General features: G+C 34.9%; 22 protein-coding genes. 10 read left to right on the top strand and 12 right to left on the bottom strand.

All coding sequences use genetic code 11. The features are described 5' to 3' along the window. Positions 1–54 precede the first annotated feature (54 nt). Entirely contained in the window at positions 55–1,191 is a 1,137-nt protein-coding gene (locus Q4500_RS05940) for an ATP-binding protein (protein ID WP_303598795.1), read from the top strand. A gap of 9 nt (positions 1,192–1,200) precedes the next feature. On the opposite strand, the gene Q4500_RS05935 is transcribed toward Q4500_RS05940, so the two are convergent. Genes Q4500_RS05935 through Q4500_RS05925 form a run of 3 tightly spaced genes read right to left on the bottom strand, consistent with a single transcriptional unit; the run spans position 1,201 to position 4,440 of the window. Next, a complete protein-coding gene (locus Q4500_RS05935) occupies positions 1,201–1,548 on the bottom strand; it encodes a hypothetical protein (RefSeq protein ID WP_303598794.1) in 348 nt (115 codons plus the stop codon). Between the two features lie 5 nt (positions 1,549–1,553). After that, entirely contained in the window at positions 1,554–3,494 is a 1,941-nt protein-coding gene (locus tag Q4500_RS05930; protein WP_303598793.1) for an amylosucrase, read from the bottom strand. Between the two features lies 1 nt (position 3,495). Beyond that, complete coding sequence (locus Q4500_RS05925) at positions 3,496–4,440, bottom strand: carbohydrate kinase (RefSeq protein ID WP_303598792.1); 945 nt, start codon at positions 4,438–4,440, stop codon at positions 3,496–3,498. 183 nt (positions 4,441–4,623) lie between these two features. Here Q4500_RS05925 and Q4500_RS05920 point away from each other — a divergent pair, with 183 nt between their 5' ends. The 4 genes from Q4500_RS05920 to Q4500_RS05905 all read left to right on the top strand — a co-directional run bounded on the left by Q4500_RS05920 (position 4,624) and on the right by Q4500_RS05905 (position 8,689). Continuing rightward, complete coding sequence (locus tag Q4500_RS05920) at positions 4,624–5,760, top strand: SPFH domain-containing protein (RefSeq protein ID WP_303598791.1); 1,137 nt, start codon at positions 4,624–4,626, stop codon at positions 5,758–5,760. A 52-nt stretch (positions 5,761–5,812) separates the two neighbouring features. Continuing rightward, complete coding sequence (locus Q4500_RS05915) at positions 5,813–6,895, top strand: DNA helicase PriA (RefSeq protein WP_303598790.1); 1,083 nt, start codon at positions 5,813–5,815, stop codon at positions 6,893–6,895. Then, the gene (locus Q4500_RS05910) at positions 6,892–7,626 is read left to right on the top strand and encodes a metallophosphoesterase family protein (RefSeq protein ID WP_303598789.1); all 735 of its coding nucleotides are present in this window, start codon (positions 6,892–6,894) and stop codon (positions 7,624–7,626) included. The genes Q4500_RS05915 and Q4500_RS05910 overlap by 4 nt, the downstream gene beginning before the upstream one ends. 64 nt (positions 7,627–7,690) lie before the next feature. Next, positions 7,691–8,689, top strand: a complete 999-nt coding sequence (locus Q4500_RS05905) for an acyl-ACP desaturase (RefSeq protein ID WP_299321340.1) — start codon at positions 7,691–7,693, stop codon at positions 8,687–8,689. Between the two features lie 54 nt (positions 8,690–8,743). Here Q4500_RS05905 and Q4500_RS05900 read toward each other — a convergent pair whose 3' ends face one another. From Q4500_RS05900 to Q4500_RS05865, 8 genes are all read right to left on the bottom strand, one after another. Beyond that, the gene (locus Q4500_RS05900; RefSeq protein WP_303598788.1) at positions 8,744–9,397 is read right to left on the bottom strand and encodes a hypothetical protein; all 654 of its coding nucleotides are present in this window, start codon (positions 9,395–9,397) and stop codon (positions 8,744–8,746) included. Between the two features lie 32 nt (positions 9,398–9,429). Continuing rightward, the gene (locus tag Q4500_RS05895; protein WP_303598787.1) at positions 9,430–10,338 is read right to left on the bottom strand and encodes an OmpA family protein; all 909 of its coding nucleotides are present in this window, start codon (positions 10,336–10,338) and stop codon (positions 9,430–9,432) included. A 579-nt stretch (positions 10,339–10,917) separates the two neighbouring features. Next, positions 10,918–12,471, bottom strand: a complete 1,554-nt coding sequence (locus Q4500_RS05890) for an aldehyde dehydrogenase family protein (RefSeq protein ID WP_303598786.1) — start codon at positions 12,469–12,471, stop codon at positions 10,918–10,920. 80 nt (positions 12,472–12,551) lie between these two features. Then, entirely contained in the window at positions 12,552–12,923 is a 372-nt protein-coding gene (locus tag Q4500_RS05885) for a DUF1304 domain-containing protein (protein ID WP_303598785.1), read from the bottom strand. Further along, the gene (locus Q4500_RS05880) at positions 12,923–13,462 is read right to left on the bottom strand and encodes a 3-hydroxyanthranilate 3,4-dioxygenase (RefSeq protein WP_299800344.1); all 540 of its coding nucleotides are present in this window, start codon (positions 13,460–13,462) and stop codon (positions 12,923–12,925) included. The genes Q4500_RS05885 and Q4500_RS05880 overlap by 1 nt, the downstream gene beginning before the upstream one ends. 113 nt (positions 13,463–13,575) lie before the next feature. Beyond that, a complete protein-coding gene (locus Q4500_RS05875) occupies positions 13,576–14,082 on the bottom strand; it encodes a CAP domain-containing protein (RefSeq protein ID WP_303598784.1) in 507 nt (168 codons plus the stop codon). A 270-nt stretch (positions 14,083–14,352) separates the two neighbouring features. After that, on the bottom strand, positions 14,353–14,832 hold the full coding sequence (locus Q4500_RS05870; protein WP_299800347.1) for a CAP domain-containing protein: 480 nt from the start codon (positions 14,830–14,832) through the stop codon (positions 14,353–14,355). 188 nt (positions 14,833–15,020) lie between these two features. Beyond that, positions 15,021–15,545, bottom strand: coding sequence for a CvpA family protein (locus Q4500_RS05865; protein WP_303598783.1), 525 nt, complete (start codon positions 15,543–15,545; stop codon positions 15,021–15,023). 82 nt (positions 15,546–15,627) lie between these two features. Between Q4500_RS05865 and Q4500_RS05860 the strand changes: the two genes are divergently transcribed. From Q4500_RS05860 to Q4500_RS05845, 4 genes are all read left to right on the top strand, one after another. After that, positions 15,628–15,984 carry a hypothetical protein gene (locus tag Q4500_RS05860; RefSeq protein WP_303598782.1) on the top strand — a complete coding sequence of 119 codons (357 nt, stop codon included), beginning with the start codon at positions 15,628–15,630 and terminating at the stop codon, positions 15,982–15,984. Between the two features lie 3 nt (positions 15,985–15,987). Then, the gene (locus Q4500_RS18645; RefSeq protein ID WP_368389726.1) at positions 15,988–16,125 is read left to right on the top strand and encodes a hypothetical protein; all 138 of its coding nucleotides are present in this window, start codon (positions 15,988–15,990) and stop codon (positions 16,123–16,125) included. A 249-nt stretch (positions 16,126–16,374) separates the two neighbouring features. After that, complete coding sequence (glpK, locus tag Q4500_RS05850) at positions 16,375–17,865, top strand: glycerol kinase GlpK (RefSeq protein ID WP_303598781.1); 1,491 nt, start codon at positions 16,375–16,377, stop codon at positions 17,863–17,865. Between the two features lie 139 nt (positions 17,866–18,004). Beyond that, positions 18,005–19,672, top strand: a complete 1,668-nt coding sequence (locus tag Q4500_RS05845; protein ID WP_303598780.1) for a glycerol-3-phosphate dehydrogenase/oxidase — start codon at positions 18,005–18,007, stop codon at positions 19,670–19,672. On the opposite strand, the gene Q4500_RS05840 is transcribed toward Q4500_RS05845, so the two are convergent. After that, positions 19,669–20,670, bottom strand: coding sequence for an NAD(P)H-dependent glycerol-3-phosphate dehydrogenase (locus tag Q4500_RS05840; RefSeq protein ID WP_303598779.1), 1,002 nt, complete (start codon positions 20,668–20,670; stop codon positions 19,669–19,671). The genes Q4500_RS05845 and Q4500_RS05840 overlap by 4 nt on opposite strands. A gap of 110 nt (positions 20,671–20,780) precedes the next feature. Here Q4500_RS05840 and Q4500_RS05835 point away from each other — a divergent pair, with 110 nt between their 5' ends. Next, the gene (locus tag Q4500_RS05835; RefSeq protein WP_303598778.1) at positions 20,781–21,695 is read left to right on the top strand and encodes a nicotinic acid mononucleotide adenyltransferase; all 915 of its coding nucleotides are present in this window, start codon (positions 20,781–20,783) and stop codon (positions 21,693–21,695) included. Positions 21,696–21,738 lie beyond the last annotated feature (43 nt).

Genomic DNA, 21,738 nt, shown 5'->3' with positions numbered 1-21,738 from the left:
AAAGCCAAAAGCCAAAAGCCAAAAGCCAAAAGCCAAAAGCCAAAATTATAACTTATGATTAATAAACGCCTTTTGGTAAAAAACTTGCTCGCTCATAACGACGAGAATAGTTTTTACGATAAAAAGCGGTTTATTTCAATTGGAGAAAAAGAAGGTAAGGGGAAATTTTTAAAGCATGTTTGTGCATTGGCAAATAGCAATCCTGCGAATAATTCTTTCATTGTTGTTGGAGTTGAAGATGAGGATAATAAGATTGTTGGAGTTGACTTCTTTGATGATAGTAAGATCCAGAATTTGGTGAATGCTTATTTAGATAATCCCCCGTTAATATCTTACGAGAATATTCCATTTCCGCATTTGCCAGAAGGTAAAGTGGTGGGTTTAGTGACTATAAAATCTATTGGTAAAATTTGTTCACTTAGAAAAAACATCTGGAAGTATTATGGTGGTTCTGTATTTTTTAGAGAGGGTAGTATAAGCCTTCCCAAAGTATTTGATATTGAATTAAAAGATAGCAACTCTGAGGCTGTCGCCACAATTGAACAGCATGCGAAAAATAATATAGAGCTTACTTTAGATGGTGTCATAGATTTTTTAAATCATCGACATAAAGATTTAGAAAGTGACTATAAGGTTTTTAAAGAGCAATTTGTTGTATGCTGGGCAGGCAATAAAAAAGTAGTGAATGGAGAAACATATTTCTATCGGGTCGATATTGAATTAATAAACGAACAGGTAAAATTATTCTACTCTAATTTAGATGAGGTTACTATTACATATAACAATGATTCTTTTACTACCATTGAATACGTGCAGCTTGGGTTAGCAGCTAAGCAAAAATACTATCCTTTAGAAAAGGTGGTCATAAATTTCAGTGAAAACGGCACTTACCAAATTACGAGCGACTTACTTTTTGATCCCCCAATACATGATAAAGAAGAACTAGTAAGAATTTATAAAAGCAATAATGCTTTGGTAGCAAAGGCAAAGAAAAATACCGAATTGAGTATTGCCGAAGTGAAGCAGTTGAAATACTTAGCAGATTCTTACTTGATATGTTTTCTTAACGGGTTCGAAGAAGCTAAAGAGCGAATGGAAAATGCTAGGAAAATTTTAAAGCCAAAATACCCAAGAATAAATGCTTCGCTTAAAGAAGCACTTCGTGTTCTTAGAAAAGTGAAGTATAGTTAGATTTAAGTTTTATGCATTTAAAATAGCTTCGTTTAGCAATTGTTTTGCTTTGTGGGCTTTATCAATATCATCATTAGAAAGCCATATTTTTATACTAGAATCTTCAAGGTCTATTTTTAAGTGTGCTTTGTTTTTGTAATTACTTCCTGATGCACTACCAATAAAAATATCTACTATAAAACTTAAAACGGTAATGTACCAATCCGTTTTTCTTTCAATGACATCGACATTTAGAAGTTTGTCGAACAAATAAAATCCATTATTGCTACTATCTTTCGAATCAATTATCTCAAACTTTTCTTCATTGAAAATAATTGAAGCCTTGGGTTTATTTCTTATTTCAATTGTTGAATTCATTTTATTCAAATATTCTTAATCCAAAGTTGTTCGTAAGGCTTTAGGGGAAGTTCGTTATGAATAAGTTCAAAGGTCTTACCGGTAAGCAGATTAATAGAATTTTTACCAGTATGAATTCCTATTGAAAGTAACCAAGCTACGTTCAAGGTTTCGGTAACCTCGTTAAAGTTCGACAATACCCAAACACTATTGCCTTCGTGAATACGCTCATAAACGAATACATGTTCGTTAGGACAACCGTAGATTTTTAAATCGTTAGCATCTGCGAAAACATTATGTTCTTTACGTAAACGAATCATGTTTTTTAAGCCGTTGAAAATGATAGTTGCAGGACTATCTTTTTCTGTTTTCAATTTAGCAACAACATCCCAATTTTGCATAGGTCTATTTACCCATCTATTGTCATTGACATGGTCTTCATTTTGCTCGTAAGAATAGTCGTTTAACGTGCCAATTTCATCCCCGGCATAAATCATAGGTATACCGCCAAAGGTCAAAATAATACCGTGCATCATTAAGATTTTAGTGATGGCATAGTCGATAATATTTTTGTTGTTCTGCACCAAGGCAGTTTCTAAACCTAGTAATGATGCAGCGCTTCCGGTAATTCTGCCATCACCATTTTTAGGATTGTACATGAACATTAGCCCTTTTGCAGGTGACCATTCTAGTTTGCCACAGTAATAATTTAATATAAACTGTTTGTGAGCTGTTGGGTCAAAGCCCACGGCACGAACAAAATCATCGTCATAACCAAGTCCGATATCATCGTGGCAACGAATGTAGTTGATCCAAGTGGCGTCATTGGGTTTATTCGGAATCTCGGTAACACTCTTCACCATTAAATTGGCTTTTTTAGTGGCAATCGAATTCCATAATAAAGCCATTAAAGAGGCGTTGTATGCCACTTCGCACTCGTTACCTTCGGTGGTGTCTTCACCAAAATACTTTATAATATTTCTAGGAGCCACAATAGCTTCCGCCAACAGAATAACACCTGGTGCAATTACTTGCAGGCACATTCTAAAAAGTGAAATAAGTGTATGCGCCTCAGGAAGATTTTGTGATGATGTTCCTAATTTTTTCCATAGAAAAGCAAGAGCATCAAAACGTATAACATCTACGCCCAAGTTTGCCAAAGACATTAAATTGCCGAGCATTTCAATAAATACTTTTGGGTTTCTATAATTTAAATCCCATTGGTAATTGTTAAAGCAGGTCATTACCCACTTCTCCATTTCTTTATTATAGGTAAAATTTCCTGGTGCAGATTGCGGAAATATTTCTGGCAGCGTCTTTTCAAACTCATCTGGTATGTGACGGTCAGAATAGGTGTAATAGTAATTTTGATGGTGCTGGCTACCTTCTTTCGCTTTCTTCGCCCATATAAACTCATCTGAGGTATGGTTGACAACGAAATCTAGCATTAAGAACATGTTGTTCTCTCGTGCTTTTTTGGTGAACGTAGTAAAATCTTTTTTTGTTCCGTATTTAGGATCAATTTCATGATAGCTGTTTACAGCATAGCCACCATCGTTTTCGCCATCAGGCCTTGTAGTTATCGGCATTAGGTGAAGAAAATTGATGCCTAGATCTTCAAAATAAGGTAGCTTTTCTTTGAGTCCGTTAATATCTTGATTGAAACGATCAACATACAATTGCATACCTACCATTTGTTCACTTTGGTACCAGTTTCCTGAATTTAAACGTACAATATCTTGTTTTTGAAGTTCTGTTGGGCGGTCGTTAAAAAGTGTTTCTAAAGTATCTAAAACAGTATAGAAATATACTTTATGTTCTGATTCTTGGTATAATGAAAAAAACTGATTTTTAATTAGCGAAAGATTGGTCGCTAATCGTTGGTCGAATAAGGAAGCTAAAGATAGTGCACCTTTTTTCTTTTGACCTTTTACGGTCATTAACCTATGTAATTCAGCTTGGTTCATTTTAAGAATCTAATTGTTGTATTGTAGGTAGTGATTCAATAGCGCCAAAATTTTCAGTGGTGATGGCGCCAGCTTTATTAGCTCTAGACACCATATTACTAAGAAGATATTCGTCGGCTAATAAATTTTCAAACTTCGTATGTTCTGCAATTTGCTGTAAAAGACAACCTATAAATGCATCACCAGCACCAGTGGTGTCTTTTGGTGTTACTTTTATACTAGGTATTGTTTTGCTGAAATTTGATGTGCTTAACAAGGTGCCTTCGCTGCCAAGGGTAACAACTATTATTTGCGTTCCCATTTCATGAAACACTTTACAGGCATCCTCAAGATTATCTTTGCCAGATAGTAATTGAGCCTCTTCTAGGCTAAACTTACACAGATGAGATTTTTCAATAAAAGCATGGCACTTGCGTATAAAAACATCTTCTTTATTTTTCCAAAGATCAATTCTAAAATTTGGATCAAAACTGATAAATGCATTTTTTGTTAGTCCGTCAAATAAATACCTACTGTAGGTCTCTTCTAATGAACCACCTAAAAATGCTGTAGCAGCACCAAAGTGTAAAATATTATTTTCAAAACTAGATTTTAGCGATGAGTTATAGGTAAGTTCTTTATCTGCGCCACGATTAAAAACGAAATCTCGTTCCCCGTCTTTGTCAATAGATACAAAGGCTAGGGTGGTAAACGTATTACTTTTTTGTGCTAAAGAGATATCAACTTTCTCATTTTTAAGAATGTTTAATAGAAAAGATCCGAAAGGATCATCACCAACACAGCCAACAAAAAAACTATCGCCACCAAGCTTGCTAATTGCACAAGCAACATTTGCAGGTGCACCACCTGCTTTTTTTGAGAACTCTTTAGCTTTTGTTATATCTTTACCTTGATTTTCGGCAACGAAATCAATCAACAATTCTCCAATACAGAATACCTTTTTCATAAATTTAAAAAGAAAATTAGGAAGTCTAAGTTAATTAGAAAAAGCAGCTACTTCCTAAATAATCTTAAGTAAATGTCAAATTATAGCAGTTTATAGAAGTTTTTTTGAATTAATATGTTTCTGGTTTTGGGTCTGTTAATGAAATGCATATCTTGAATATCATATTTAAAACACATTTTGACCATGAGCATATTTGATGAAATAAAGAAAAAACTGAGCCACGAGTTTATAGATATAATTGAATGGCTAGATAATACGAACGATACTATAGTTCATCGTTTTGAGCGTTACCAAAATGAAATAAAAAACAATGCACAGTTAATTGTACGCGAAGGACAAACTGCAGTTTTTATAAATGAAGGTCAATTAGCAGATGTTTTCAAACCAGGTACGTATACGTTAAATACGCAAAACTTACCCATATTAACCACGTTAAAAGGGTGGAAATATGGATTTGATAGTCCGTTTAAAGCGGAGGTTTATTTTGTAAACACACGCCTTTTTACAGATGAAAAGTGGGGAACCAAAAATCCGTTCATGTTAAGCGATGACCGTTTCGGTTTGGTAGAAATACGTGCTTTTGGTACGTATAGTTTTAGGATCAATGATCCAGGTAAATTTATAGTAGATGTGGTGGGTACAGATGGTAATTTCACTAACTATGAGATTAACGAACATTTAAAAAGCTTAATAGTAACCCGTTTTACAGATACCGTAGGTGAAGCTAATTTGCCTATAGAATTATATGCAGCAAATACTAGCGAACTTTCTGAAACATGCCAAGATGTAATGCAGCCGGAGTTTAATAGAGTAGGTATTGAGTTAGAGAAATTCTACATCGAAAATGTATCGATGCCAGAAGAGCTTAAAAAAGAAATTTTTGAATACAGCCGCTTAGATAAATTGGATATGGGCAAATTGGCACAATTCAAAGCAGCGAAAGCAATGGAACTAGCAGCTAAAAATGAAGGTGGTACCGCTGGTGCCGGTATGGGCATGGGTATGGGCTTTGTATTAGCACAACAAATGGGTGGTTTAATGGGTCAGCCGGCAACACAACCTTTTGGTGGGCAAGCTGCACAGCAGCCACAGGCACCACCGCCAATGCCAACACAGGTAACATATTTCTATGCCGTAAACGGACACCAGTTAGGACCGGTAGCTATTGATAAATTAAAAGAGTTGTTCGCTAGCAGAACCATTAATAGAGATTCATTGATTTGGAAACAAGGAATGGCAAGCTGGACTGCATTGAAAGAGATAGAAGAACTAAAATCTTTCTTGGGCGGTAATACGCCGCCACCATTACCAACGGCATAATCTTAAGCAATACATATACTAACATACCTTTCTAAGACAAGGGATACTTTCTATGGACGATATTCAACAATCGGAGTATAAAAAAGCATGTGCAAATTGTGGTGCCGAGCTAAAATTTAAGCCAGGTTCACATCAATTAACATGTGAGTACTGTGGCTATGAAGAATTTATTGAGCAATCTAAAACGAGCTTTGAAGAATTAGAATTAGAGCATTACTTAAAGATTGTAGGTGAAAATGCCTATACCGAAACTATAGAGCTTTTACATTGTAAAAATTGTGGTGCCAACCAACATGTAGAAGAAAACTACAAATCGCTTAATTGTGTGTATTGTAGCGAACCTTTAATAAGAGAAGATATTGAAAAGGAAGGATGGATCTTACCAGGTGCTTTAGTTCCTTTTCAATTAGATAGCAATAAAGCCCAAGCCATATTTAAGGCGTGGGTAGATAAAATTTGGTTTGCGCCAGACAATTTAAAGAAGGCAGCACTAGATCCAGAAGGTTTGCATGGGTTGTATATTCCGTATTGGACGTTTGATGCTAACCTATTTGCTTCTTATCAAGGGCAAAGAGGAGATTATTATTATGAAACTCAAAGTTACAATAGTAATAAAGCAAGAAAAACAAGGCGGGTTAGAAAAACAAAATGGACGTATGCTTCAGGTAAAATAGATGGTTTTGTAGATGATATTCTAATAAGTGCTTCTGAAAAGAAACGCAAAGAGATTCCGGCAAAAGTCGCCTTTTGGAATTTAAAAGATTTAGTGGCTTTTAATTCGAAATATCTATCTGGTTTTGTAACCGAAAAATATACGGTTTCATTAAAAGAAGGGCATCACAAATCATTTCAAGAAGCTAAGAATATTGCCTATAATTGGATAAAACGCGATATTGGTGGTGATACTCAAAGAGTGGCAAATGCCGATATTAAATTATCTGATGAAAAGTTCAAACATATTTTACTTCCCATTTACTTAAGTTCATATAGGTATGATGGTAAAGAGTTTAATTTTTATATAAATGGGCAAACAGGGGTATTAAGTGGAAATAGACCATATTCATTTTGGAAAATTTTCTTTTTAGTGATATTTATCCTTGTCATAATAGCCATAATTGCGATTTTTGCTAAATGAGTACAAAAAGAGCACTGGTTGTAGGTGACATTCATTCAGGATTACAAGCTTTAAAGCAAGTACTTGAAAAAGCAGCTATAACGGAAGATGATACTATAATTTTTTTAGGAGATTACATTGATGGATGGAGCGAGGCTGTTGAAACTATAAATTTTCTTTTAGAATTAAAAGAAACCTATAATTGTATATACCTACGCGGTAATCATGATGAGCTTTGTTATGAGTGGTTAACCGATAAGGCAGACAATCCAACATGGTTTCTACATGGTGGTGAGGCAACATCTAATTCGTATGGTAAGGCTTCTAAAGAAACGAAAGATAGGCACATCAAGTTTTATGAAAGCTTAGAAAATTATTATCTAGATTCAGAAAACAGATTGTTTTTACATGCGGGTTTTACGAACCTAAAAGGTATAGAGCATGAATATTTTAAAAAAACGTTCTATTGGGATCGCACCCTTTGGGAATTGGCACTTTCGTTAAATACAGATTTAGATAAAGATCATATTCATTATCCGAAGCGATTAAAAAACTATTCTGAAATTTATATAGGGCACACACCCGTTACTCGTATTGGTAAAACGACACCACAGAAAGCAGCTAATGTTTGGAATATTGATACAGGTGCAGCCTTTAAAGGACCGTTAACTGTATTTAATGCAGATACAAAAGAATATTGGCAAAGTGATCCAGTGTACACCTTTTATCCCAATGAAATGGGCAGAAACTAAGAAAACCGTTAACTTTACTGAAAAATAGATTGTTTTATTAACGATCTTTGAAAAAAAATAAACTATGTCTACTAAAAATATAAGATTAGAAGTGATGCAGGCCTTAGAGCCTAAGGTAGAAAGTTTCATGGATTCTTTCCTTATAAAACCAGAGGATATATGGCAACCAACAGATTTTTTACCAGATTCTCAAAAGGATACATTCTTGCAAGAGGTGAAAGAAATTCGTGAAGAGTCTAAAGATTTAGGATATGATTTTTGGGTAACCATGGTGGCAGATACCATTACCGAAGAGGCATTACCAACTTATGAATCGTGGTTAATGGATGTTGTTGGTGTTGACCAACACGGTGACCATAAAACAAACGGTTGGGCAAAATGGGTTCGCGCTTGGACGGCTGAAGAAAATAGACACGGTGATGTGTTGAATAAATATCTTTATTTATCTGGAAGGGTAAATATGAAAGAAATTGAGATTACTACTCAACATTTAATTTCTGATGGGTTTGATATTGGTACTGATCGTGATCCATATAAAAACTTTGTATATACCTCTTTTCAAGAATTAGCTACCAATATTTCGCATAAGCGTGTTGGGCAAATGGCGAAGAAAAAAGGAAATGCCTTATTGGGTAAAATGTGTACTATTATTGCTGGTGATGAAATGAGACACCATTTAGCATATAGAGAATTTGTAAAGACTATAATGGGTGAAGATCCATCGGGTATGATGATTGCCTTTGCAGATATGATGAAGAAGAAAATTGTAATGCCAGCACACTTTTTACGTGAGTCTGGTGGTACAATAGGATCGGCATTTGAGAACTTCTCTAACTGTGCGCAACGTTTAGGTGTGTATACTGCACAAGATTATGTTGATATTCTAAGTAAGCTTAATGCGTATTGGGAATTAGAAACTGTTCGTTCTTTAAATGAAGAAGCAGAAAAGGCACGTGACTATTTAATTAAGTTGCCTTCAAGGTTAGAAAGAATTGCAGAGCGCATGAAATTTCCGCAAGATCAATATCACTTTAAGTGGGTTGAGGCAAACGGAGCATTATAAAATAAAAAATCCCGATCAGTAATGATCGGGATTTTTTTTGCTTTAAACGGTATGTTATAGTTTACCGTGTTTGTGTTCATCTTGCCACTTTACAAGTTCTGTCCACTTACCTTCGTAACACATTTTAGCTTGTAATGGCCAAGAAGCAGGATCGTGAATTTTATATCTTGTTCCACCAGTATCCAATATTTTCTGACATGCTTCTAAGCTAGCCTCAGAAAGTTCTTTCCATGTTTTAATACCATGGTCTTTGAACATGCCTTCAATTTTTGGACCAATACCTTCTACAAGTTTTAAGTCATCTTGCTTAATGGTTTTTCCAAAAGCAGCTTTTGCAGCTGAGCCATCAAAGGCTAGAGCACTACTTGTAGCGGCGCCAGCAGCAAAAGAGGCGGCAGATGCACCTAAATTAGTACTTGGTGCGCTAGGGGCAACCGGAGCAGGTGTTACTACTTTGCTTGCTGCAATTACTCTTTGGTTACACGCATCTAAATCAGCTTTTAGTTTGCTGTTGCTTGCTTTTAGATTGTTTAAATCTGACAATTCGCCTTTTAACTTTGTATTACTAGCGGTAAGACTATTGATTTCAGCAGAGTTGTCTATTACCTTGGCAGAACGGCTACCAAGTAGATAACCTAAAATACCGCAGATAAGACCTACTAATAATGGAATTATCCAGCACCAAATGTTCATATTTTCAAAATTCATGATTTTACTTATTTATAGGATTAGTGTATGTTTTATTTTAATGTAATAACTGTTCGTCTATTTTTTACTCTGCCTTCTTCAGTGGCATTAGTAGCAATTGGTTGCGTTTGTCCTTTAGACGTAGCAATTATTTTATCTGCAGCTATTCCGTTTTGCATTAAGTAATTTTTAGCGAATTCTGCTCTGTCTTGCCCTAGTCTCATATTTGTACTTGCTTGTCCAGTGGCATCTGTATGACCAACTACGCTTGTCTTAGCATCAGAAACTTTATCTAAATATCTAGAAATATCAGCAATTTTTTGTCTTTGTTCAGCATCTAGATTTATTGATGCCTCTGCAGTGTCGAAATATAGGATTAATGGGTTAGCATTAATTTTTTCATATAATGCTTTAAGGTCATCTTCTGCATCAACAGATTTTTCTTCAAGACCAAATGAAGCAGCTCCCCAGTAGGTACCATCTTTTGGAATCATTTCATCCATAAGTTTACCTTGGGTATTAATTTGAGCAGTTGAAAATCCTTTAGAAGCTAAGTCATTTTTAATTGAATTTGCTCTTGCAAGTCCTAAATTAGGAAACGCAGTATTGTTCTCTTCTTCGCTTGTGTAATATCCTGTTACTTTTATAACATTACTTCCATTTGATTCTAAATGACTTTGCAGACCAGAAACTCCTTGTGTCAATTCAGCACTTAAAGGCATTAAAATGTCGTGAGACGAAATGTTAAAGTTATAATTGTCATTTGTGTTATAGGCAAATCCGTTTCCATCTATAGCGAAGGGGTAAGATGTAGCCGAGGGCGCTTTAATGATTTCCTTTTGTGTAGTGGGCTCTGTACTTGTAACCGCCGCACCGCATTCGCTGCAATAGGTTATAAATAAGTAAGTACCGACTACAATGGTAATCAACATCAATAATAAATACTTGATTGTTCTTGTCATTGTACGTAATGTTTAGTGTTTAGCGCACAATTTATTAAAAAAATCTTAAAAATGTTAAAAGATTCGCACCTAATTACCTTACAATCAACATTATCTTAATATTAGATATGTTAAAATACATACCAACTATACAATAATAGGGTGAAACGATAAAAAAACTGTATGGTGCAACAACTATTATTTGCATTTTTACGTAAGTATTGAAACGGTATATATCTCCCCACAAAGTTTGGGCATTGAATATATAATTTCAAGTTTTGAGTTAGTTGGTTAAAAAATCCTGTCCTCTTGTAGTCGATAGGATTTTTTTATGTCTATAATTGAAGGAAGAAAAAAACCAACTATACAATATTTGTGTAAAGCTGTACAGAATTAGTTTACAAGAGTAAAATAATTTACTAGTTTAATAAAGAGGTATTTACACTATAAAATGAAGAAAAAAATAAAAGGTATTATAAATTTCCTTTGCATGTTTATTGTTCTAGGCGTACAAACTTTGCTTCATGGTAGCTGGTCAAATGAACCAACCAATTAAAAAGCAACCTAGTTATTAAATATACAAAGGAATTTATGTTTTTGTTATAGATCAAACTTTATGCCCTGAGCCAAAGGAAGCTCAGTTGTATAATTAATAGTATTGGTTTGTCTTCTCATGTACACTTTCCAAGCATCAGAACCGCTTTCGCGACCACCGCCAGTTTCTTTCTCACCACCGAAGGCTCCACCTATTTCAGCACCAGAAGTACCGATGTTTACATTGGCAATACCACAATCGCTACCCCAAGCAGAAAGAAAATGTTCCGCTTCACGAAGATTGTTGGTCATAATAGCAGATGAAAGTCCTTGTACTACACCATTTTGAATAGCAATGGCATTTTCAACATCACCAGAATATTTTAATAGATAAAGAACAGGCGCAAATGTTTCGTGTTGAACAATTTTGAAGTCGTTTTTAGCTTCTGCGATTGCAGGCTTAACGTAGCAACCACTTTCAAAGCCATCACCGTCTAACACACCACCTTCAACTATTAATTTTCCACCTTCTTTAACCACTTTTTCTAGAGCCGTTTTATATTGAGCAACCGCATCGGTATCAATTAATGGACCTACGTGATTGTTTTCATCTAGAGGGTTACCAATTCTTAATTGTTGATATGCAGCTACAACAGCTTCTTTTACTTTATCATACATTGATTCGTGAATGATCAATCTTCTAGTAGAAGTACAACGTTGACCCGCTGTACCTACAGCACCGAATACGGCACCGATAACAGTCATTTTTAAGTCGGCATCTGGTGTAACTATGATAGCATTGTTACCACCAAGTTCAAGCAAGGATTTTCCAAGTCTGGCTGCAACTGCTTGAGCTACTATTTTTCCCATTCTAATTGATCCCGTAGCAGACACTAACGGTACTCTATTATCTTGTGTCATTAATTCACCGATCTTATAATCACCGTTGATCAAACAAGAAATACCTTCAGGTAAGTTATTCGCTTTCATAACTGCAGCAGCTATATTTTGACAGGCTATACCACATAAAGGAGTTTTTTCTGATGGTTTCCAAACACAAACATCACCACAGATCCAAGCAAGAGCAGTATTCCATGCCCAAACGGCTACTGGGAAATTAAAAGCAGAAATAATACCAACCACACCTAATGAATGATATTGCTCGTACATTCTATGTCCAGGTCTTTCTGAATGCATAGTTAAACCGTGTAGCTGACGAGAAAGACCAACTGCGAAATCACAGATATCTATCATTTCTTGAACTTCACCTAATCCTTCTTGGTAGCTTTTTCCCATTTCATAAGAAACAAGTTTGCCTAAGGGTTCTTTAAGCTCTCTTAATTTTTCGCCGAATTGTCTAACAATTTCACCACGTAGCGGTGCAGGTTTTGTTCTCCACTCTTTAAAAGTTGTCGTAGCAGTAGACATTACTATTTCGTAATCTTCTTTTGTCGTTGTTTTGACCTTTGCAATTAGTGAACCATCTACTGGTGAGTATGATGAAATAATATCGCCTGAAGAAAAATTGTTAGATCCAGTTGAAGTACCCTCGTTAACATCTTTAATTCCTAATGCTTTTAGAGCATCGTGTATTCCGAAATCTGCTGCTATTTTTGACATTTTATAACTTTTTACGTAATTAATGTTAGATATATTACAAAAATACAAAGAATTTAATCTTTAAGTACATCTAATTTATTCTAAGAAAATTTTAATATCGACCAAAATATAATTCCGATGAAAGCAGGAATACTTTGAACAATAAATATTTTTTTACTTACGGTTAGTGCACCATAAACACCAGCAATAGCAACGCAACCTAAAAAGAAGAGTGCAACATTTGCAGACCATTGTATGTTGGTTATGAAGAAAGACCAAATTAGCCCAGCAGCTAAAAAGCCATTGTATAACCCTTGGTTTGCCGCCATAGACTTTGTGGGTTCAAATAAATCTTTCGGAAAATTTCTAAATACTTTTCTACCGGTCGTCGTCCATGCGAACATTTCAAACCAGAGAATATAAATATGAATGAGGGCTACGAGAGCCGTAATAATTTTTGCTGTTATTATCATTATTCTTTAGCTATAAAACGTTCATCAACTGGCATTACAGTACCGCAATTATTACAAGTCCTTAATTCTTCTGAGCTATAAAAATGCTTAAAATGAGCTAAGAAATCTTTTTCTATATCATGAAGGGTAAAATAGGTTTCATATAGTTTGTGATTGCAATTATCACAGAACCATAATAAGCCGTCATCAACGTTCATTTCTGCTCGTTTACGTTCTATAACTAAACCAATAGAACCTTCTTTACGTACTGGAGAATGTGGTACTTTGGCTGGGTGCAAATACATATCTCCAGGACCCAATTGCATGGTTCGTTTTTTACCGTCTTCTTGAATGTGAACTTCTATATGACCTTCAAGTTGATAAAATAACTCTTCAGTTTCATTATAGTGGTAGTCTTTTCTGGCGTTAGGTCCAGCAACGATCATAACAATATAATCGCCCGCATCTTTATACAGATTTTTATTTCCGACGGGGGGTTTAAGTGAAGCTCTGTTTTCTTCTATCCATTTGTTAAGATTAAATGGTGCTTGTATACTCATTTCTGTGATTTTTAGTGAAAGTTAAAGAAACGATCATTTCTCACCTAAAAGGTAAGCATAAAAAAAGCCTTTGAGTTACAAAGGCTTTCATAAAAAATAAGTTATCACTTAAGTTATTTCACAAATATTTGAGTAAAATAAAAATCTCCATTACTGCTTTGAATGATGCTGATTGCCGAGTAATTGTACTCACCTTCTATATTTTTCTTATGTCCTGGATTTTTCAACCAAGCTGCAAAAGCATCTTCTATGGTTTCATAGTTGCGAGCAACATTTTCAGAAACAAAATCAGCATCTAATCGTTCAGAAATATATTCAGCACGTTTACTGAAATTATCATGACTTGTACTTTTTTTAGAAATCATATAATTCGTATGAAGGCTCGCATAGTAATAGGTAGCGTTTTCAAATACCAATTCATTTAAACCTAAATCTGTTCTATAGTTATTTATTAGCTCAAAAAGTTCAGCTTCAATTGTATTGTGGTTTTTAGAAGAGGCTAAAGTGTATTTTGTTAGCGTATATTCAGAATTTTCTTCGAATTCTGTAGAGTTTTGGGTTTTTGAGCAAGAGGATAAAAGGACTAAAATTAAAGCGGAAAAGATGAAGGTGGATTTCATATAGGGAAACTATTTTTTTAGTGAGTGCCAAAAATAACCCCGTTGATTATAGTTAGAAGTAAAACATCTATAGAGGGGATGAAATATTCGTTAAGAGACGAATAATTAACATATTAAGTGTTATAATGAAAAATCATATTATTTTTCATCGTGATTAAATGCACTTTAAATGATTTTTCTCACTTTATCTAAATAGGTAATCTTGCAGACCGATACTTGCTAAGATAAACTAAGGTAGCCTCTTCTTTTACCTTATAATATAAGATACGTTTACTGCTTGTAAAAAAGTTGGGTAAAGTAATAGTTGCCTAGATCATCTTTCTTTACACTTATACCTGTGTGTGTAAAATCGCCTTCCATCGTTTTTTTATGGCTGCTGCTAATATACCATCCTTCAAAAGCCTCTAAAGCAGATTGATAATCTTTAGCAACATTTTCTGCAACCATTTCAACGCTTATCTCAGAATCGATCTTAGATGCTCTGGAGCTAAAATTATCGTGGCTAATGCTACCTTTAGATATCATGTAGTCAGTATGGAGGTTAGCATATTTATATGCTACATCGCTAAAAGCTAATGTGTTGGTATTTAAACTTAACCTGTGTGCATTAACAATATCTAGTAGGTCCTGCTCTATAGTTAAAACATTTTCAGCTTCAAGTACCGGCGTATCATCTATAGAGTCGCTAGTGCAGGAACCAAGAAAAAGTAATAGAAAGACAGGGACCGCGTAAAGCAATCTCATTTTCATATAAGTGTCTTTAAATTGTGTAGCCTCTCGGCGTAGCGCAGTAGGTAAAAAAGTTAAGAGTGTTCTAAGCTCTCGTAATCGATTTGGGTTATCGATGTAGTAATATTATTGAAAAATTAAACGCAGGGCAGTAACAAAAATGCATATTCGTTAAAGTGTACAAAAAGTTAGATTACCGGACTAACTGATTATATGATCACAGGTTCTTCAGAAGATTCATTTTGAAGCTCTTCATTTTGTAAGACTGTATCAAAAATTAGTGCACCTATATCTTTAATAGGTTGATAAAGAATTGATTCTTGCTTAGTCTCGTCATCTAATAAATTAAATGTACTGTCCATTCTATCAATAAATATAAAAGCGGCACCTAATAAAATAGCAACTTTTAAAGCACCAAAAATTCCCCCTGCAATTTTATTTAAAGCGCCAAGCATTGCGAAGTTGGCAACTTTAGTCAGTAGTTTTCCAATTAAATTTACAATGATGATGATAAGTATCAATGTTATAATAAAGGCAATGATACTCATGTTGCGTTCATCCCAATTCAAATGCTCAGATAAATAGTTGCCTGTGATATACGAAAAATGGATTGCTCCGAAAATACCTGCAACAAGTGCGACAATAGATGCTATTTCCATGAATAGTCCGTTTTTATATCCTTTCCATAGACCCCATATTAAGGGTAATCCAAGTAAAATATCTAAAAGTCCCATTCGTAAAGTGTTTTAACAAATATAGAACTTTGATTTGTACCTTTGCAAGGTCTATATCATAGATAAGGTTGAAGGAAATTATATGGCTAGGGATACACAATTAAAAGAACGATGGGATTATTTGGTAGAAAAGCTTTCAGGAAAGTTTTCTGATGGCGATCCTCTAGAATTAGATGCCATAATTTATTTGGTAGGAGTTCAAGAATTAGGGCAGTACCATAGAAAATATAAAAAGGATGATAAGTTAGACTTAATGCATATTGCTATTTGTCGTCTTTTAGAACCTTACGGATTTTATGAATTCAGTTTTTTCGATGAAGATGGCTGGCCTCATTATAATGTTATGGAAGAATTGCCATCTCTAAAAGCCGGAGAGCAAACGGTTCTTATGAAAGAAGCAATTGTTACCTATTTTGTAGAAAAAGAGTTTATTCAATAAACTATGAAGAAGCCATATTACGCTGTTATTTTTACTTCTACCAGAATTGCTGGTGATGATGGCTATGGCGAAATGGCAGATTTCATGGAGCAGTTGGCAAAAAAACAATCTGGCTATATTGGTATTGAAAGTGCCAAATAAGAAATAGGAATTACTGTAAGTTACTGGGAGAGCCTAAATGCAATTCACGATTGGAAACAACAGGCAAACCATTTACTGGCTCAAAAAAAAGGTATAGCAGATTGGTATGATTCTTATACGGTTCGCATTTGTTTGGTAGAACGAGAATATAATTTTAACAGAAACACATAATTCTTCACATCGCTTCGAAATTCGCTGCTTTGCATTAATTTTTATTTCCGCTATATTTAGAGAAATAACTTAAAGCACATGTCAAGGCAATTTATAATATCATTAGATCAGGGTACAACGAGCTCTAGGGCTTTATTAGTAGACCATGATGGTACTATTCAAGGAATGGTACAAAAAGAATTCAAACAGATTTTTCCTAAATCAGGTTGGGTAGAGCATGATCCGAAAGAAATATTAGCTTCTCAGATGGCTGTTTTCAAAGAGCTTCTTGAAAAGGAAAAAGTGAAACCTATAGAAATTGTAGGTATAGGCATTACCAACCAAAGAGAAACCACCGTAGTTTGGGATAAAAATACAGGGGAGCCTGTTTATAACGCTATTGTGTGGCAAGACAAACGTACGGCAGATATTTGTGAGCATTTGAAAAAAATCGGACTCACAGAGCATGTAAAGACAACTACAGGCTTGGTCATTGATTCTTATTTTTCGGGTACTAAAGTAAAATGGATTCTCGATAATGTTGAAGGAGCCAAGAAGAAAGCTCAAGCTGGTGATTTATTAATGGGCACCATTGATACTTGGTTAGTTTGGAACATGACGAAAGATCACAACCACGTAACCGATTATACCAATGCATCGCGTACCATGATTTACGATATTGTAAATCTAAAGTGGGACGATAAAATGTTGAAGGCTTTAGATATACCTAAAACAATGTTGCCAGAAGTAAAACCATCTGCAGCGAATTTTGGAGAATATGAGATTGACGGAGTAAAAATTCCTATAGCAGGAATTGCTGGTGATCAGCAAGCAGCACTTTTTGGTCAGGCTTGTTTTAAGAAAGGGTCTGCAAAAAATACCTATGGTACAGGTTGTTTTATGTTAATGAATACCGGTGAAAAACCACAGTTTTCTAAGAACGGACTATTAACCACTATCGCATACGGTATAGATGGTAAGGTCAATTACGCGCTTGAGGGCAGTATTTTTATTGCTGGTGCGGCAATACAATGGTTAAGAGATGGTTTAGAACTTATTAAAGATGCTAAAGAAACAGAAGACTTGGCAAATTCGATAGAAGGTGAGAATCCTGTTTATGTGGTGCCGGCTTTTGCAGGTCTTGGTGCACCGTATTGGGATATGTATGCAAGAGGAGCCGTTTTCGGTTTAACTAGAGATACAGGCAAAGCCCATTTGGCAAAGGCAACACTAGAAGCACTTGCATATCAAACAAAAGATATTTTAAAGGCTATGGAAGATGATTCGGGCATTCAGCTAAAGAATTTACGGGTTGATGGTGGTGCGTGTGCAAACAATCATTTAATGCAGTTTCAGGCAGATATTTTAGATTCTGAAGTACACCGACCAGAAATTATAGAATCTACTGCTATGGGTGCTGCTTTCTTAGCAGGTATTCAAGTAGGTTTTTGGCAGCAATCTGATATTGATCAAAGCCGACCAATAGACCGAATTTTTAAACCAACTTTTGACCGTGTTAAAAGAAAACGTCTGTACAAAAAATGGCAAAAGGCAGTTGAAAGATCAAAAGGTTGGGAAGAAGAGGAATAGCCTAGTAATCAATTTTACAATTTATTAATTTTATAGAGCATAGAATAGCATATAACTAGCTATATCTTTGTTTAGGGATGTTAGGTTTTACTTAAGTTACGACCAAGATATCCGCTTAAAAATTAAAATACATCTACTGATGAAAAATATAAAATTTACCAATTTAGAACGCCAAAAAACGATAGATAGCTTAGAATCGGAGGATTTTGATTTAGTGGTAATCGGCGGTGGAATTACCGGTGGAGGTATCGCCTTAGATGCTGCATCACGCGGATTAAAAGTAGCCTTGTTAGAAAAAGGAGATTTTGCTTCTGGTACAAGTAGTAAATCGACCAAATTGATACATGGCGGACTCCGATATTTAAAGCAGTTCGATTTTTGGTTGGTGAAAGAAGTAGGATCCGAGCGTGCAATCGTACATAAATTGGCTCCGCATTTAGTACTGCCAGAAAAGATGTTGTTACCGTTAATAGAAAATGGTTCTTACGGTAAATGGTTAACATCTATTGGGCTTAAAGTATATGATATTCTAGCTCAGGTTACAGGAGATGATAAGCGAAAAATGCTAGAAAAAAAGGAAGCCTTGAAATTGGAGCCTTTATTGCCGAAAAAGATTTTGAACGGTGCCGGTTATTATGCAGAATATAGAACCGATGATGCCCGTTTAACCATTGAAAATATAAAAAGTAGTCTTTTATTTGGTGCACAAGCATTGAATTATGCTAAGGTAAATGAGTTTGTATATGATGATGAGAAAATTGCAGGTGTTAAGGCGATAGATACAGTTACAGGCAAAGAATTTACAATCAAATCTAAATATGTAATTAGCGCCGCTGGCCCGTGGGTAGATGAATTAAGAAGTCTTAACAATTCTAAAAAAGGAAAGCAACTTCATTTGACCAAAGGGGTGCATTTGGTTTTTCCGTACGAAAAATTACCAGTGAAACAATCTTGCTATTTTGATATACCAGATGGCAGAATGATGTTTGCTATACCGAGGGGTAAAATAACCTATGTAGGTACAACAGATACCAACTTTAATGATAATAAAGATAATGTAAGAACAGATCTTGCCGATGCCATTTATTTGATTTCTGCAGTAAATAATATGTTTCCTGATATTAATCTAGAGTTAGAAGATATTGTTTCTTCTTGGGCGGGTTTAAGACCTTTAATACATGAAGAAGGTAAGTCTGCGTCAGAATTATCAAGAAAAGATGAGATTTTTGTGTCAGATACGGGCTTAATAAGTATTGCAGGTGGTAAGCTAACAGGTTACCGTAAAATGGCAGAAAGAGTGGTGGATCGTATCGCCAAGAAAATGGAAGAGGAATATGATACCGAACTTAAAGAATGTTACACAGAGAAAATATTTCTGTGCGGTAATGTAGAATTCAAGAAATTTAAACATGTTAAAAAATATATTGATCAGGTATATGACCAAATCAAAGAAGAAGGTTTTACAAAACACGATGCTTGGTTTTTAGTAACTAACTATGGTAAACAGACAGAAACTATTCTTGAAAATTATAAGGGTATTGTAGAAGATGATAAATACGTACGTTTAGCTAAAGCCGAATTAGCTTTTGGTATCGATTATGAAATGGTGCAAACTCCTATGGATTTCTTCATTAGAAGAACTGGTAGGTTATATTTCGACATAGAAAGTATTAGAACCTTAATGGGGCCGCTAATGGCGGATTTTCAAAGCAAGTTTAAGGTAGGTGATGCCAAAATTGAAGAATGGACAACAACCTTGAACGCAGAATTAAAAGATCATTCAGATTTTTCATTAGAAAGGCGTTAATCTAATTGATTAGTTAAATCAAGAAAAACCTTTTTAGGATTCTTATTTTCATAGAGAACTTTATAAACAGCGTCAATAATTGGAGTTTTGACCTTTTTTGTAAAGTTCTCTTTTATATTATAAGCACTTTTTGCAGCATAATATCCTTCTGCGATCATACTCATTTCCATCTGTGCACTTTTTACAGTGTATCCTTTACCAATCATATTTCCAAACATTCTGTTTCGGCTAAAAATTGAGTATCCTGTTACTAATAAATCACCTAAATAGGCAGATTTATTAATATTGCGGTCTAATTTATGAATACGCTTGGTGTACCGTTTCATTTCACGTATGGCATTACTCATTAATACACTCTGAAAATTATCACCATAACCCAATCCGTGGGCAATACCCGCTGCAATAGCATAGATGTTCTTGAGCATAGCGGCATATTCGGTACCTATGATGTCTTTACTAATGCTGGTTTTAATATAATTACTGGCAAGATTATCGGCAACCAATTCTGCCTTTTCAGTATCTGCGCAAGCAATGGTTAAGTATGAAAGACGCTCCATAGCTACTTCTTCAGCATGGCAAGGACCGGTAATAACACCAATATTTTCAAAAGGAATTTCATACGTATTATGAAAATGCTCGCCTACTATCAATCCAGATTCTGGAACAATACCCTTAATTGCAGAGAAAATAATTTTATCCTTCAACGATATCTTTAGTTTTTCTAACTCACCAACTAAAAAAGCAGAAGGTATTGCAAAAATTAAAACATCGGCATAGTTGACAGCTTCGTTAATATCGTTTGTCAATACTAATTGTTCAGTCTTAAACTCTACCGAAGTCAGGTAGTTTGGGTTGTGCTTTTGAGTTTTAATATGCTCAATAGCATCGGTATTACGCATATACCAACCAATTTTTTCTTGGTTATTGGTCAGCATTTTCACAATAGCCGTAGCCCAACTTCCACCACCTAAAACCGCAAATTTCGCATTCTCGTTCATGTTGCAAATTTACCAATTATTTGTATGATCATCATATGATTAGAATCAGTCCCTTAAAAATTTTGGCATGGAGATTGTTTCTACATAGACAACCTATTAAATGAGATCTTATGAAAACACTAAAACTACTTACGGGATATTTCCTATTAGCAACTTTAATGGTTTCGTGTTATACAGAAGTAATTATTGAAGATGATTTTATAGAAGAGTCGGCATTCAATACCGATCAAGTTTTACAAAGCTATGATTTATGGTATATAGATATTAATGCGACGCGTGGTAATGGTGAAGTGCCTTTTTTACAAAGGGCATTTACGGTTTCTTTTGATCGCGGAGTGCTTTATGCGAATAATAACATTGTTGGTATCGGTAAAACGGGTGGTGGTTATGGTATTGATGTAGGTGCCTACGGCACGCTTAGAGGTACGGTAGATATTGACCACGATATTGATGGATCTTGGTTTCTAGAAGTTTTTGCGGTAAACAATAATACAATAGAGTTGTATGATGCAAGTTCAGATACCTCGTATTATTTGAAAGGATATCAAATTATTAATTTTGATTATGACACTGTATTTTATGATAACATCAACTATTTCATACAAGAATATGATGCTTGGGAGAAAATTTATACCAGTGAAGCTGGAGCGTTAAATGACTTTGATAATGAGAATTACATACAGTTTTTACCAAACTTTTTTAGGTCTTCTTTAGATGCGCCGAATACAAATGTTTCTAATTTACAATGGGATTTTGAAGGTGATTACCAGGTGTATGACGTACAAGGTGATAATTCATTAAAAACATTGACTTTAGATTATGACTTTATGGGCGATGATTACTTTGAGTTATATGTCATTAACGACAGCACTATAGAGTTATATCACCCAGATAGCGGTACAACATATGAGTTTAGAGGTAGAGGATATCAAGAGTATTTGAAATCTGCCAAAGGTTCAGAAAGCAAGAAAAGAACAAAATCTTCTAACCCTACAATGAATGTAGAACGAAAGAAGGCAAAATAGTTTTTAAGTTGATTGTCTCAAAAATGCCCTATTTGTAGTAGGG

Origin of the sequence: Maribacter sp. 1_MG-2023 (assembly GCF_030547005.1) — a bacterium.
Taxonomy (GTDB): Bacteria; Bacteroidota; Bacteroidia; order Flavobacteriales; family Flavobacteriaceae; genus Maribacter.
The sequence above is the reverse complement of the archived record's forward strand: the minus strand, read 5'-3'. Positions and strand labels throughout refer to the sequence as shown.